We start from the raw sequence: 13,062 nt of genomic DNA on the forward strand, positions 1-13,062 counted from the left end.
GCGGGAAAGGGAGATATTATCATGGCCATTCTCATCATAGCCGAACACGACCACGCCTCGCTGTCCGACCAGACCGCAAAGGCTGTCAGCGCAGCCAGCCAGATTGGCGGCGACGTGCATATTCTCGTAGCCGGCAAGGACGCCAAGGCTGCTGCCGACGCAGCCGCCAAGCTTGACGGCGTGTCAAAGGTTCTCCATGCCGAAGGCGACGAATACGCCAACCGCCTGGCCGAGCCGCTGGCAGCCCTCGTCGTTTCACTTGCCGACGGTTACGACACGCTGATGGCGCCCGCCACCACGTCCGGCAAGAACGTCATGCCGCGCGTCGCGGCGCTTCTCGATGTGATGCAGATTTCCGACATCATCGAGGTTATCTCGGCTGACACGTTCAAGCGGCCGATCTATGCCGGCAACGCGCTGCAGACGGTCAAGTCGACCGACGCCACGCGGGTCATCACCGTGCGCACAGCGTCGTTCTCCGCTGCTGGAGAAGGTGGATCGGCTTCTGTCGAAACCGTTGCTGCGGCGGGCGATCCAGGCCTGTCCTCCTTCGTCAAGGACGCGATTGCCACAAGCGATCGTCCTGAACTGACATCGGCCAAGATCATCATCTCGGGTGGCCGTGCGCTTGGATCCTCGGAAAAGTTCCAGAGCGTCATTCTGCCTGTGGCCGACAAGCTCGGCGCCGCCGTCGGCGCATCGCGCGCTGCCGTTGATGCGGGCTATGCTCCCAATGACTGGCAGGTCGGCCAGACCGGCAAGGTGGTCGCACCCGACCTCTACATCGCCTGCGGTATTTCCGGCGCTATCCAGCACCTGGCGGGCATGAAGGACTCCAAGGTCATCGTCGCCATCAACAAGGACGAAGAGGCGCCGATTTTCCAGGTGGCGGACTACGGACTGGTCGCGGACCTGTTCGAAGCCTTGCCCGAACTTGAAAAAGCGCTTTGATCCGTCAGAATTTGACGGCAAGATCAATGGCCGGGCTGGACGTCTCCAGCCCGGCCATTTAGGTTTATGTCCCGGGCATCCTCACACATAGGCACCCGGCAGCATCCTAAAATCAGTCAGGCGGGACAAATGGGCAACCAGATCAAGAGTGTCGGCATCATTGGCGCAGGACAGATGGGCGGCGGGATCGCCCATGTTTGCGCCATGGCGGAATACGATGTTCACGTTCATGATGTCTCCGCTGACACCTTGCAGGCCATGCTCGCCACCATCAGCGGCAATCTTGCCCGGCAGGTTGCCTCGGGCAAGACCACTGAAGCCGAGCGCGAAGCAGCGCTTGGCCGAATTCACTTCTCCCCCGAGATGAACGGCCTGGCGACGATGGACCTGGTCATCGAAGCGGCGACCGAGGACGAGACGGTCAAGCGCAAGATTTATCAGCAGCTCTGCCCGGTCCTGAACCCCGAGGCGATCCTCGCCACCAACACCTCATCGCTGTCGATCACCCGTCTGGCTTCGGCGACCGACCGGCCCGAACGCTTTATCGGCATTCACTTCATGAACCCCGTGCCGGTGATGAAACTGGTCGAACTGGTGCGCGGCATCGCCACCGAGGAAACCACCTTCAAGTCCGCACGTGCCTTCATCGAGACCCTCGACAAGACAATTACCGTTGCCGAAGATTTCCCCGCCTTCATCGTCAACCGTATCCTGCTGCCGATGATCAACGAGGCAATCTATACCCTCTATGAGGGCGTCGGTTCGGTGGAGGCCATCGACACCGCCATGAAGCTTGGCGCCAATCATCCGATGGGGCCGCTGCAACTGGCCGATTTCATCGGGCTGGACACCTGCCTGTCGATCATGCAGGTCCTCCATGACGGGTTGTCAGACTCGAAATACCGGCCCTGCCCGCTCTTGGTCAAATATGTCGAGGCCGGCTGGCTTGGCCGCAAATCCGGCCGCGGATTTTATGACTATCGTGGCGATATCCCTGTTCCCACGCGGTAAACCGGTCAATGAAAGCCAGATCGCTCCGCCGCAGCATGAACCTGTGGCCGCCGCTGCTGGGTGCCGGCATCCGGATCATGCACATCAGCGATGATTTCCGCGCGGTCGATGTCGAACTCCGCGAACGGTTCTACAACAAGAACTATGTCGGCTGTCATTTTGGCGGCTCGCTGTTTGCCATGACCGACCCGTTCTGGATGCTGATGGTGATGCGCAATCTTGATCGCAGCTACACGGTCTGGGACAAATCCGCAGGGATCGAATTCCTGCGGCCCGGACACGGCACGGTCGCAGCCCGGTTCCGTCTCACGAATGAAGCCCTGGACGACATCCGCGCCAATACGACCGAAGACGGCGCCAGATATCTTCGAAGCTTTCCGGTCGAGATCGTCAACACCGACGGCGATCCTGTCGCGCGCGTCACCAAGACCCTGCACATCAGGCGCAAGCCAGATACAAGAAACCGCATAAGCGGGTAACGAAAGCAAATTCCTGGCATTGTTCTCGACAAACGGCCCTGCTGGCCTATGACGTCAATGTCACATCATTTATATAAAACATATTGAATATAGAATCTTAAATTGCTATATATGGGTTCAGTTTGAAGCCGCCAGGACACCTGGCGGCGGGGCAAGGCCCCGAATCGCGTAAAGGAAATCGAAATGACGCTTGATCGTGTAATACTGATATTCGCGGGATTTATGGTGCTCGTGTCCGTGGCTCTTGCTGTGTACGTATCGCCCTACTGGCATTGGCTGACTGTTTTCGTCGGGTTCAACCTGATCCAGTCCTCATTCACCGGCTTTTGCCCGGCAGCCATGGTCTTCAAGAAAATGGGTGTAAAACCGGGTTGCGCGTGCAGCTAACACCCAAAGTCACCCACTTTAACGCGCAATACCGAGGGCTCGGGCGGAATTTCCGTCCGGGCCCAGTGTTTTTCAACTTCCCTTGAGTGCGCCAACCAGAGCCTTGGCGTCCTTGCTGGCCCATTCCGCCGGACCGTTCATGGCGCCAATCATGCAGCCATCCTTGCCGACAATCAGCGTCACCGGAAGTCCAAACGCCAGCCCTTCCTTCTTCAGCGTATTGAACACGTCCATCGACGCATCCCGGTAAAGCCCCAGATTGGCGACACCGATCTCGTCCAGAAAAGCCTTCGGTTTCGCCACATCGCCAGTATCGATGTTGATCGCCAACACCTTGAAGCCGTCATCGCCCAGCTCCGCCTGCAATTCCGATAAGGCTGGCATCTCCGCGCGGCAGGGCGCGCACCACGTTGCCCACAGATTGACCAGCATCGCCTGACCGGCAAAATCGGCAAGCGTCATTGCATCGCCTTGCTCGGACACGAAACCCAGTTCCGGGAGCACCACCGGTTTTTCCCGAATACCCATTGCAGCGACCTCGCCTTTGGCGAGCGGCTTCAGCTTCGCCAGCATCTCGGGATCGGCCTTGCACGCCGTGTTTTCGGCAGCAGCGAGACTTTCCGTGGCAGGCGCATTGCCAGAGGGCGATGCTTTCCAGTATATCCCGGCAGCCCCCACAACAGCGCCCAACGCAATTGCGATTGCGACCAGGGTGGCGGTGGACAGGCGGTTGCGCGATTGGCTCATGACAAACTCCAAGGCAGGCTCATGTCGACAGATAAGGACAAACAGGCGTCAAACCAGATGTGGGGTGGCCGATTTGCCTCCGGACCAGATGCCATCATGGAGGAAATCAACGCCAGTATCGATTTCGACCGCAAGCTCTATGCCCAGGATATTCGCGGTTCCCTCGCACATGCGGCCATGCTTGCCAAGACTGGCATAATTTCGAGCGAAGACTGCGACAAGATTACTCACGGACTGAACACAATCTTGTCAGAGATCGAAGAAGGCCGGTTTGTCTTCTCGCGCCAACTCGAAGACATCCACATGAACATCGAATCCAGACTTGCGGAACTGATCGGGCCCGTTGCCGGACGGCTGCACACGGCTCGTTCGCGCAATGACCAGGTGGCGCTCGACTTCCGTCTCTGGGTCAAGGAAGAGTTGATCCGCACCGAAGCGGCGCTGACCCGGCTGATCACGGCATTTCTCGACAAGGCGGACCTGCATGCCGACACCGTGATGCCCGGCTTTACTCATCTCCAGTCGGCGCAGCCGGTCACCTTTGGTCATCATTGCATGGCTTATGTCGAAATGTTCGGCCGTGACCGCCAGCGTGTGCGCCATGCCATCGAACATATGGACGAGAGCCCGATCGGCGCCGCGGCCCTTGCCGGTACCGGCTTCCCGATCGACCGGCAGATGACAGCCAAGGCTCTCGGCTTTCGCGAACCCACCCGCAATTCGATCGACACCGTGTCCGATCGCGATTTCGCGCTTGAATTTCTGTCACTCGCCTCGATCTGTGCGGTTCACCTGTCACGGCTGGCCGAGGAAATCGTTATCTGGTCGACGCCGCAATTCGGCTTTGTCCGGCTCTCCGACGCGTTCTCCACCGGCTCCTCGATCATGCCGCAAAAGAAAAACCCCGATGCAGCGGAGCTGGTGCGCGCCAAGACCGGCCGCATCAACGGTTCGCTGATCGCGCTCCTGACCATCATGAAGGGGTTGCCGCTCGCCTATTCCAAGGACATGCAGGAAGACAAGGAACAGGTTTTCGACTCAGCCGAGAGCCTGGAGCTGTCGATCGCCGCGATGACCGGCATGGTGCAGGACATGGCGATTCGCACGGATCAGATGCGCAAGGCCGCCGGATCAGGCTATTCCACCGCCACCGACCTTGCCGACTGGCTGGTACGCGAAGCGGGCCTGCCGTTCCGCGATGCCCATCACGCCACCGGACACGCTGTCGCCATGGCCGAGGAAAAAGGCTGCGAACTCGCCGAATTGTCGCTTGCGGAGTTGCAAACCATCAACCCTGCGATCACCGACGGAATCTTTGACGTCCTGTCCGTCGACGCGTCGGTCGCCAGCCGTCAGAGCTTTGGCGGCACGGCACCCTCGCAGGTTCGCAAACAAATCGCCTGGTGGCGGGCGCAAAGCTGAGACCGCCACCGCGATTCGGCGGACAAAACGGGGTGCACATCGCACCGAAAACTTGTATGTAGGCCAGCCTGCCCCATGCGAAGTGTAAAGCCATATCGGGCTATTGTGAGGAACAGCGAATGACGACCGGTCCCTGGATCAAAATCATATGCGCGGTAGCCCTTTCCGGAGCAGTCCTGTCGGGCTGTGGGCGCAAAGGTCCGCTCGAGCGCCCGGGTGTGGCAGTGGTGCCGGCAAACGCGGCAGATGCGGCAACTGATCCCGCTCCGGCCAAGGAACGGCGTTTCGTCCTTGACGGTTTGCTCGAATAGGCGCGCCCGGTGAATCATTTTGAATATCAGGATGGCGTTCTGCACGCCGAAGACGTCAGCCTGCCCGACGTTGCAGCCCAGGTCGGCACTCCGTTTTATTGTTATTCGACCGCGACTCTGACCCGGCACTACAAGGTGTTTTCAGGCGCCTTCGCCGATATCGATTCGATGGTCTGCTACGCCATGAAGGCCAACTCCAACCAGGCGGTGCTCAAAACCCTGGCGCAGCTCGGATCGGGCGTGGATGTGGTCTCGGAGGGCGAACTGCGGCGCGCGCTGGCCGCCGGAATTCCCGCCTCGAAAATCATGTTTTCCGGTGTTGGCAAAACCGCGCGCGAGATCGATGCTGCGCTGACCGCCGACATTTACTGCTTCAACATCGAATCCGAACCCGAACTTGAGCTGCTCAATGCCCGCGCACTGGCGATGGGCAAGGTCGCGCCGATTTCGTTCCGGATCAATCCCGATGTCGACGCCAGAACTCACGCCAAGATCTCCACCGGCAAGAAGGAGGACAAATTCGGTATTTCCTGGCAGCGCGCCCGGGCAGCGTACAAACATGCAGCAGGTCTTCCCGGGGTGCGGGTCACCGGCATAGACATGCACATAGGCAGCCAGATCACCGAGCTGCAACCATTCGATGACGCGTTGAAGCTGATGGTGGAACTCATCGGCACGCTCCGCGCGGATGGCCATGCCATCAGTCATTTCGATATCGGCGGTGGCCTGGGCGTGCCTTATCGCGATGACAATGCTGCGCCGCCCGATCCTGATGCCTATGGCGAAATGGTCAAGGCCCGCTTGCGCGATTTCGATTGCAAGATCATTCTCGAACCGGGCCGGCTGATCGTTGCCAATGCTGGTGTGCTGGTGTCCGAAGTCATTTATGTCAAGGACGGCGGCGACAAGACCTTTGTCATTGTCGACGCTGCCATGAACGATCTGATCCGGCCGACCCTCTATGAAGCATGGCATGAAATCCGGCCGGTCAGACTGTCGGCTGCAAGCGCCCCGCGCATCCGCGCCGATATCGTCGGTCCTGTCTGTGAAAGCGGCGATTATCTCGCCAAAGACCGTGAACTGCCGGCGCTCAAATCCGGCGATCTGATCGCCGTCGGTTCCGCTGGCGCCTATGGCGCGGTTCAGGCGGGAACCTACAATACCCGGCTTCTTGTCCCGGAAGTGCTGGTCCATGGCGACCGCTTCCACGTCGTGCGCGAACGGCCCTCCTATGACGACCTGATCGGCCTCGATTCAGTGCCCGCCTGGCTCGACTGAGCCCGGTCCAGCTTTGTCCTGTCTTCGTCAGACCGGTAATATTTCACTGACGGAGGCAATCCTGCCTCACTTTTATGTCACAGGCCTCGCCTTGGCCGCAAAGGCTGCTATCTTCTTGTCTGACGCTGAAGGAAGATGACATGGCAGGCACACCCGACGGCATGACAAAGCCCCCAGAGAACCCTGGCGACGAGACCCGGCGCTCGGTTGCCTTTGGCCGTCTGCGAATGCGCCTCAATCTCTCGCTTGGCCGCCTGATCACACTTGCCGCACCGCTCTTCGGTATCATCGCAGTTTTCATGTCCATGTCCTGGTTCGGCATTTTCCGGATTGTTCCGGACTGGCTGCGGTTGATGCTGCTGGGACTGTTCGCAGTCGGGTTGCTGGTGTCAATTTGGCCACTGACGCGGTTCCGTTCGCCCGACCGCGGTGAAATCGACGCCCGTCTGGAAGCGGAAAACAAGATCGCCAATCAGGCGATTGCCACCCAGGACGACAGGATCGAAGCCGCCGGCCCCTTCGCACGCGCGCTCTGGGAAGAACACCGCCGCCGCATGGCGCAACAGATCGGAGCGCTTGAAACCGGCCTGCCGCGCTCGAGCCTGCCGATGCACGATCCCTGGGGCATCCGGGTCGCAATCACACTTTTGCTGTTTGTAGCCTTTGGCTATTCTTTCTCTGGCAATTCCGGCCGGCCCGGGGACGCCTTCACAAGCCATGTGGAGAACGGCCTGCCTGACATCCGTATCGACGCCTGGATTACGCCGCCATCCTATGTCAATCAGGCGCCGGTGTTCCTGACAGGTCTCAACCGTCCTGACGGTGAGACCGTCGGCGCCATCGAAGGCAGCGAGATAACCATCCGCATCGGCGGCGACGGCGAAAACGCAAATGCACAGGTGATGTGGGGACCCGATGAGACGTCGCTGAGCCCGGTGGAGCAGGCCAATGCAACCCATCCCGCCCAGGCTGCATCCTCAAACGGGTCGACCTGGATTTTCAAGCCCGACGCCGATGGCCGGTTGAAGATCAACGCCGGGCGATCCGCAGCCGAATTTGCCATTCATGTCATTGCCGATGAAGCACCGGTCGCGGCCTTCATTGAAACGCCGCGCCGGGCAACCAATGGTGCTCTGGAGCTGGCCTATACGCTGTCCGATGACCATGGAATTGCCACAGCCGAAGCCGAGATCGTGTCTGCATCCGAACCGGCACCTGACGCTCGACCATTGTTTGATCCGCCCCAATACCGGCTCACGCTGCCGCGGCGCTCCTCGCAGGACAACCGGGCGGTTTCCAGCCACGATCTGACCGAGCATCCGCTCGCCGGTCAGAAGGTGCGAATAACCCTGATCGCCACCGATGGCGCCGGACAGGAAGGCCGCAGCGAGACGCTTGAGACGGTTCTGCCCGGACGCCGGTTTTCCGAACCGCTTGCGGGCGCGGTTGTCGAACAACGCGGTGTGTTGGCGCTCGACGCCAACAATCTCCCGAGAGTGTTTGATCTGCATGATGCACTCACCATCGCCCCTGAGGAAACCATTCCCAACCTGACCCACTTTCTGTTGCTGCAATCGGTCCGGGGTCGTCTTGAGAACGCCCGTTCGGATGAGGATTTGCGCGCGGCAATCGACTATATGTGGGGCGTGGCCCTTCAGCTTGAAGACGGCGACCTGTCCCTGGCCGAACGACGTCTGCGCGACGCCCAGAATGCGCTGGCCGAAGCGCTGGAAAACGGGGCCACGGATGCAGAGATCGCTCAGCTGATGGATGAGCTGCGCGACGCCATGCAAGACTATATTCGTGAACTGGCACGCCAGAATCCGGCCAACCAGAACGGCCAGAATCAGCAGGCGACGCCTGAAAACATGCTGCGGCAGCGCGATCTCGACAACATGCTTGACCAGATCGAGAATCTGGCCCGATCCGGCGCCCGCGACCAGGCTCAGCAGATGCTGCAGGAACTGCAGCGCATGATGAACAATCTTCAGGCCGGCCGGCAGCAGCGTCCGCAGCAGCAAGGCGGTCCGATGCGCCAGCAGATGGACAAGCTGGGAGAACTGATGCGAAAGCAGCAGCAACTCATGGATGAAACCATGCGTGCCGATCGTGATCGCCAGAGCCAGTCCGGAGAGGGCCGCGACCGCCAGCAACAGGGACAGCAGCAGCCTGGTTCGGGCCAGGATCAGGGTCAGCAGGGACAGGGCGATCAATCGCTGGAAGACATGCTGGGGGCCCTGGGCCGCAGCCAGCAGGAGCTGCGGGACGCGCTCGGGCAGTTGCAAAGCGACCTTGAGGCTCTCGGCATCAATCCGTCGGAAGGGTTCGGCGAAGCCGGTGACGCCATGGGCGATGCGGCCGGAAACCTTGAGCAGGGGGAAACCGGACAGGCGCTCGGAGATCAGGGCCGTGCCCTGCAGGCCTTGCGTCAGGGCGCCGAAGACATGATGAACCAGATGATGCAGGCGATGGGAGCCCAGCAGGGCGAGGCAGAAGGCCAGGGGCCGGACCGCAACGGCAATCGCTCGGCTGATGATCGCGATCCGCTCGGTCGGCCGCGCTCGACCACCGGGCCGGATTTCGGCGGCCGGGTCAAGGTTCCCGACGAGATCGATATCCAGCGCGCCCGCGAGATACTGGACGCGATTCGCAAACGCCTGGGCGATCAATTGTCGCCGGAAATCGAAAAGCGTTATCTGGAACGCCTGCTCGATCTTCAGTGATATCTGTTTGAACCTGGGTGCTGAATGTCAGGCTGCCTTTGATGTCAACGCATCCGCCACAGCCTGCCGGATTTGCGGCAGGGTGAACGGCTTCGCAACGACGTCAACGACAATGCGCATCAGCGGTTCTGCCCGTTCGCGTTGCTCCGCGTAGCCTGTCATCAGCAGGATTGGCATCTCCGGGGAGAGATCGGCAGTTGCCGAGGCGAGGGCAATGCCATCCATGACCGGCATGCGGATATCCGACAGCAGCAGATCGAACGCCTCGGCCTCCAGATGCTCCAGCGCTTCAGCGCCATCGGCTGCCTCGACGATATCGTGCCCGTCCATGACGAGCGCCCGGGCGACAAAGCGCCTGAGCGTATCTTCATCTTCCGCAATCAGGATTCTGGCCATTGTCCATTCCTCCGGCTGTTGAACGGAACCTAGGGCTTAAACCTTGTCGCAACGTGACCACACACCGGCTTTTGCCTGCGGGTTGGAGATCAGGCAGGCTCAGGCGTCGCCCTTGACGATCCCGACAAAAGGCAATTCCCGGAAGGCGTAGGCCACATCCATGCCGTAGCCGACAACGAAATAGTCCGGGCATTCAAACCCGACATATTCAGCATCAAGACTGCCTTCACGGCGTGATCGCTTGTCAAGAAGCACCGCGATGTCGACATTCTTGGCTCCGCGCTCATACATCAGGTCACGGGCAAATCTCAGCGTCCGTCCCGACTCGAGAATATCATCGATCAATAAAACGTCACGTTCGCGCACATCGCTGTCAATATCCTTGATGATCTTGACGCCCTGGCTCGTGGTTCCCTTGCCGTAACTCGACAGGGTGATGAATTCGACCTCGGGTTCGAGCCCGGCGTCATGCAGCGCCCGGATCAGATCCGCGGCGAAAATGAATGATCCCTTGAGAATCGAGATGACCAGCAGATCTTTCTTCGGATTGACGGCGATCTCGGCCGCCATGGTGCGATTTCGCTCGGCGATCATCTCCGGCGTGAACAGGGGTTCGATTTGTTTTCCGCGCACAACCGGCATTTGCCGTTCTCCAGGAGGTTTGGTCAAAATTCTTGACCATTCCTAACGCAAAACTCGGCAAATCAAAACCGGTTTGAGGATGATCTTTCCACAGGGCGGGCGACCCATGACCCGCTCGCGTCAGGCGATCTGCCCCGGATTGATGGGCTTAGCCTCCGGCCGGCCGTATCATCAGGATCGAACCGGCTCTTTCGATCCGCGCCGGCCTTGGCGTGGGAGCAGTGAAACCGGCCTTGGCGCGCCCCGTTTCCCTGACAGGAATTGATGATGTGACCACCGGGTCCGCTGCCAGCGGTGCCGGGGCGGAGACTTGCGATGCTGCCGCAGCCGGGACCGATGACGGGATTTGAACGCGCGCTTGAGGCCACGGCTCCGGCACAGGACTGCCCGCCATCCAGAGGACCGTTGCGGCAAACCCGCAGACCGTCAGGACAATTGCGGGAACCACCACCGACAGCCGGCTTTCACCGGCCGCAAACACAGTCGCCTTGCCCCCAAACACGCCCAGTCGCCGGTTCCGGTCCGTCGCCTGGCGGGGCACATCATCAAAATGCGCGAAATCGGGAGGGAACGGGCCATGCTCGGGTGATCCGGTAAGGCGCGATTTGAACACACTGCCATTTTCACCGGTGGATGACTTGACTGAGAAGCCATCGCGAGACCTCCCGACGGTTTCGAAACACGCGTCCTCGACATCGCGCGTACGCGAAGCACGCAGCCTCCTGCCCTGTTCAGGAACCAGCAGATCGCCGTTTCCCGGCTCGATTGTGCGTGTCGTGCGGCTTGAAACGCCCATCAACCACTCCGTTTGCGCCTCTGTCATCCACAAAGCATTGAAACATCAATTACCAACGCGTAAACGGAAATGGTTAACGCTTGACGAACAGGCCATGTGATAAGGTCGGCTTGACTGGCGTTTTAACTTCGCATTAACCATGCCCGGTGAGTGTATGGTCCAGCGCGTGCGTGGCTTGGCGACCGCGCATATCCGCCCCCCGCGACAGGAATTGACCGTTGATCCATTTCGAAAATGTCGGGTTGCGCTATGGTATGGGACCTGAGGTCCTGCGCGACCTGACTTTTGACATCCCCAAAAGATCCTTCCAGTTCCTGACCGGCCCGTCAGGCGCGGGCAAGACGACCCTTATGCGGTTGCTGTTCATGTCGCTCAAACCGACACGCGGACTGATTCGCATGTTCGATCGCGATATTTCCGTGATCCCGGGCGAGGAGTTGCCGCTGCTGCGGCGCAGGATCGGTATCGTCTTCCAGGATTTCCGGCTGCTTGACCACATGACCACCTACGAGAATGTCGCCCTGCCGCTTCGGGTGCGCGGCAAGGATGAATCAAGCTACTGCTCCGATGTGATCGAACTTCTCAAATGGGTCGGGCTGGGCGAGCGAATCAACGTGCTGCCGCCGGTTCTCTCTGGCGGCGAAAAGCAACGGGTGGCGATCGCCCGCGCCCTGATCGATCAGCCGGAAATCCTGTTGGCCGATGAACCGACCGGCAATGTCGACCCGCCGATGGCCCAGCGCCTGCTCAACCTGTTCATCGAACTCAACCGGCTGGGCACGGCCGTGATCATCGCCACTCATGATCTAAGCCTGATGGACCGGGTCAATGCCCGCCGGATGATTCTCTCCGAGGGACGGCTCGATATTTATGACTGAACCCGCCGCCAGCACCCGGAATCCCGGCAGAAAGGAACGCCTGGTCACCTTGCGGCCGATGACGCCGATCGTGCCGCCGGTCAATGTCTCGGGCCGCGCCCTGGTGGTGGTGATCGCCATCATGGCGTTTTTGTGCGCCGTTACCCTCGGCACGGTGACCATGGTGCAGGAAAAGGCCGAAGCCTGGCAGGGCGATGTGTCCCGCGAGATCACCATTCAGGTCAAGCCTGACGAGGGGCTGGACATGGAAGCCGCACTGACCATGACCCGGGACATCGTTCTGGCCGCTCCCGGCGCCTTGTCGGCAAAAATCGTCGATCGCGCCTCGACCGCCAGGCTGCTCGAACCCTGGCTGGGCGAAGGCTTCGACATGGACGAACTGCCGGTGCCGCGCCTGGTCATTGTGACCATTGACGAGGCCGCCCCTCCGGATTTCGCCGCCTTGCGCCAATCCCTCGCCGAAGCCGTTCCCGCCGCCACGCTTGACGATCACCGCGCCTGGGCGGGCCGCTTGATCTCCATGGCCCGAATCACCGTCCTTATCGGCGTCGGCATCCTGGCGTTGATGCTCGCCACCACCATGCTGACCGTGATTTTTGCCACACGCGGTGCAATGGCGGGCAATCGCCACATTGTCGAAGTGCTGCATTTTGTCGGCGCCGAGACCAGTTTCATCGCATCTCAATTTCAGAAACGGTTCTTGCTGATCGGGCTCAAAGGTGCTGCATTCGGCGGCGGTGTTGCAGCAGTGGCGTTTCTGCTGCTCGCCGCTTGGCAGAGCAACACCATGGCCACGGCGCTCAATGATCAAGTTACCGCCCTGTTCGGCCGTTTCACCCTGAGCGGGGCCGGCTATTTTGGCATCGCCGGAATTATCATCCTCATATCGGCAATGACCGCCTTGACCACCCGCCTTACCGTGATCCGAACCATCCGCGAGATCGACCGGCAGCGTGCCGATCCGTCCTCGGCGGAAATCGGTTAACTGCCCGGTTTTCGCCGTAAATCCGACTGGTCCTCGCCAGAATCTCGGAGTATTCA

Annotated in this window: 14 protein-coding genes; 10 read left to right on the forward strand and 4 right to left on the reverse strand. The window is 60.2% G+C overall.

Annotated elements, in window-relative coordinates; all coding sequences use genetic code 11:
* Positions 1 to 21: 21 nt before the first annotated feature.
* The 4 genes from ABJN75_RS21480 (at position 22) to ABJN75_RS21495 (ending at position 2,828) form a co-directional block, all read left to right on the forward strand.
* Positions 22 to 951 (forward strand): electron transfer flavoprotein subunit alpha/FixB family protein, encoded by a 930-nt coding sequence (locus ABJN75_RS21480; RefSeq protein ID WP_348441656.1) that lies wholly within the window; start codon positions 22 to 24, stop codon positions 949 to 951.
* Between the two features lie 129 nt (positions 952 to 1,080).
* Positions 1,081 to 1,962 (forward strand): 3-hydroxybutyryl-CoA dehydrogenase, encoded by an 882-nt coding sequence (locus ABJN75_RS21485; RefSeq protein WP_348441657.1) that lies wholly within the window; start codon positions 1,081 to 1,083, stop codon positions 1,960 to 1,962.
* A gap of 8 nt (positions 1,963 to 1,970) precedes the next feature.
* A complete protein-coding gene (locus ABJN75_RS21490; RefSeq protein WP_348441658.1) occupies positions 1,971 to 2,441 on the forward strand; it encodes a DUF4442 domain-containing protein in 471 nt (156 codons plus the stop codon).
* A 183-nt stretch (positions 2,442 to 2,624) separates the two neighbouring features.
* Positions 2,625 to 2,828 carry a DUF2892 domain-containing protein gene (locus tag ABJN75_RS21495; protein WP_348441659.1) on the forward strand — a complete coding sequence of 68 codons (204 nt, stop codon included), beginning with the start codon at positions 2,625 to 2,627 and terminating at the stop codon, positions 2,826 to 2,828.
* Positions 2,829 to 2,900: 72 nt separating this feature from the next.
* Here ABJN75_RS21495 and ABJN75_RS21500 read toward each other — a convergent pair whose 3' ends face one another.
* Positions 2,901 to 3,575 (reverse strand): TlpA disulfide reductase family protein, encoded by a 675-nt coding sequence (locus ABJN75_RS21500; RefSeq protein ID WP_348441660.1) that lies wholly within the window; start codon positions 3,573 to 3,575, stop codon positions 2,901 to 2,903.
* Between the two features lie 21 nt (positions 3,576 to 3,596).
* Here ABJN75_RS21500 and argH point away from each other — a divergent pair, with 21 nt between their 5' ends.
* The 4 genes from argH to ABJN75_RS21520 all read left to right on the forward strand — a co-directional run bounded on the left by argH (position 3,597) and on the right by ABJN75_RS21520 (position 9,309).
* Entirely contained in the window at positions 3,597 to 4,997 is a 1,401-nt protein-coding gene (gene argH, locus ABJN75_RS21505) for an argininosuccinate lyase (RefSeq protein ID WP_348441661.1), read from the forward strand.
* A gap of 119 nt (positions 4,998 to 5,116) precedes the next feature.
* Entirely contained in the window at positions 5,117 to 5,308 is a 192-nt protein-coding gene (locus tag ABJN75_RS21510) for a lipoprotein (protein ID WP_348441662.1), read from the forward strand.
* Between the two features lie 9 nt (positions 5,309 to 5,317).
* On the forward strand, positions 5,318 to 6,586 hold the full coding sequence (lysA, locus tag ABJN75_RS21515) for a diaminopimelate decarboxylase (RefSeq protein ID WP_348441663.1): 1,269 nt from the start codon (positions 5,318 to 5,320) through the stop codon (positions 6,584 to 6,586).
* A 161-nt stretch (positions 6,587 to 6,747) separates the two neighbouring features.
* Entirely contained in the window at positions 6,748 to 9,309 is a 2,562-nt protein-coding gene (locus ABJN75_RS21520; protein ID WP_348441700.1) for a TIGR02302 family protein, read from the forward strand.
* A 27-nt stretch (positions 9,310 to 9,336) separates the two neighbouring features.
* Here the strand turns inward: ABJN75_RS21520 and ABJN75_RS21525 are convergent, their stop codons facing one another.
* The 3 genes from ABJN75_RS21525 to ABJN75_RS21535 form a co-directional block, all read right to left on the reverse strand.
* Positions 9,337 to 9,705 carry a response regulator gene (locus ABJN75_RS21525; protein WP_348441664.1) on the reverse strand — a complete coding sequence of 123 codons (369 nt, stop codon included), beginning with the start codon at positions 9,703 to 9,705 and terminating at the stop codon, positions 9,337 to 9,339.
* A gap of 99 nt (positions 9,706 to 9,804) precedes the next feature.
* Positions 9,805 to 10,347: a hypoxanthine phosphoribosyltransferase gene (gene hpt / locus ABJN75_RS21530; protein WP_348441665.1), complete on the reverse strand. Its 543-nt coding sequence runs from the start codon at positions 10,345 to 10,347 to the stop codon at positions 9,805 to 9,807.
* A gap of 148 nt (positions 10,348 to 10,495) precedes the next feature.
* Positions 10,496 to 11,143 carry a hypothetical protein gene (locus ABJN75_RS21535; protein WP_348441666.1) on the reverse strand — a complete coding sequence of 216 codons (648 nt, stop codon included), beginning with the start codon at positions 11,141 to 11,143 and terminating at the stop codon, positions 10,496 to 10,498.
* 218 nt (positions 11,144 to 11,361) lie between these two features.
* Here ABJN75_RS21535 and ftsE point away from each other — a divergent pair, with 218 nt between their 5' ends.
* Complete coding sequence (gene ftsE / locus ABJN75_RS21540; protein WP_348441667.1) at positions 11,362 to 12,021, forward strand: cell division ATP-binding protein FtsE; 660 nt, start codon at positions 11,362 to 11,364, stop codon at positions 12,019 to 12,021.
* Positions 12,014 to 13,006 carry an ABC transporter permease gene (locus ABJN75_RS21545; protein ID WP_348441668.1) on the forward strand — a complete coding sequence of 331 codons (993 nt, stop codon included), beginning with the start codon at positions 12,014 to 12,016 and terminating at the stop codon, positions 13,004 to 13,006. The genes ftsE and ABJN75_RS21545 overlap by 8 nt, the downstream gene beginning before the upstream one ends.
* Positions 13,007 to 13,062: the final 56 nt, after the last annotated feature.

The sequence above is a fragment of the Hoeflea sp. genome (assembly GCF_039975035.1).
GTDB lineage: Bacteria > Pseudomonadota > Alphaproteobacteria > Rhizobiales > Rhizobiaceae > Hoeflea.

Excerpts from the sequence above, each read along its gene's own strand:
- ABJN75_RS21495 (WP_348441659.1), top strand. The coding sequence starts at position 2,625 with ATGACGCTTGATCGTGTAATACTGATATTCGCGGGATTTATGGTGCTC.
- ABJN75_RS21520 (WP_348441700.1), top strand. The coding sequence starts at position 6,748 with ATGACAAAGCCCCCAGAGAACCCTGGCGACGAGACCCGGCGCTCGGTT.
- argH (WP_348441661.1), top strand. The coding sequence starts at position 3,597 with ATGTCGACAGATAAGGACAAACAGGCGTCAAACCAGATGTGGGGTGGC.
- ABJN75_RS21525 (WP_348441664.1), bottom strand. The coding sequence starts at position 9,705 with ATGGCCAGAATCCTGATTGCGGAAGATGAAGATACGCTCAGGCGCTTT.
- ABJN75_RS21535 (WP_348441666.1), bottom strand. The coding sequence starts at position 11,143 with ATGGGCGTTTCAAGCCGCACGACACGCACAATCGAGCCGGGAAACGGC.
- ABJN75_RS21500 (WP_348441660.1), bottom strand. The coding sequence starts at position 3,575 with ATGAGCCAATCGCGCAACCGCCTGTCCACCGCCACCCTGGTCGCAATC.
- ABJN75_RS21480 (WP_348441656.1), top strand. The coding sequence starts at position 22 with ATGGCCATTCTCATCATAGCCGAACACGACCACGCCTCGCTGTCCGAC.
- ABJN75_RS21545 (WP_348441668.1), top strand. The coding sequence starts at position 12,014 with ATGACTGAACCCGCCGCCAGCACCCGGAATCCCGGCAGAAAGGAACGC.
- ABJN75_RS21485 (WP_348441657.1), top strand. The coding sequence starts at position 1,081 with ATGGGCAACCAGATCAAGAGTGTCGGCATCATTGGCGCAGGACAGATG.
- ABJN75_RS21490 (WP_348441658.1), top strand. The coding sequence starts at position 1,971 with ATGAAAGCCAGATCGCTCCGCCGCAGCATGAACCTGTGGCCGCCGCTG.
- ABJN75_RS21510 (WP_348441662.1), top strand. The coding sequence starts at position 5,117 with ATGACGACCGGTCCCTGGATCAAAATCATATGCGCGGTAGCCCTTTCC.
- hpt (WP_348441665.1), bottom strand. The coding sequence starts at position 10,347 with ATGCCGGTTGTGCGCGGAAAACAAATCGAACCCCTGTTCACGCCGGAG.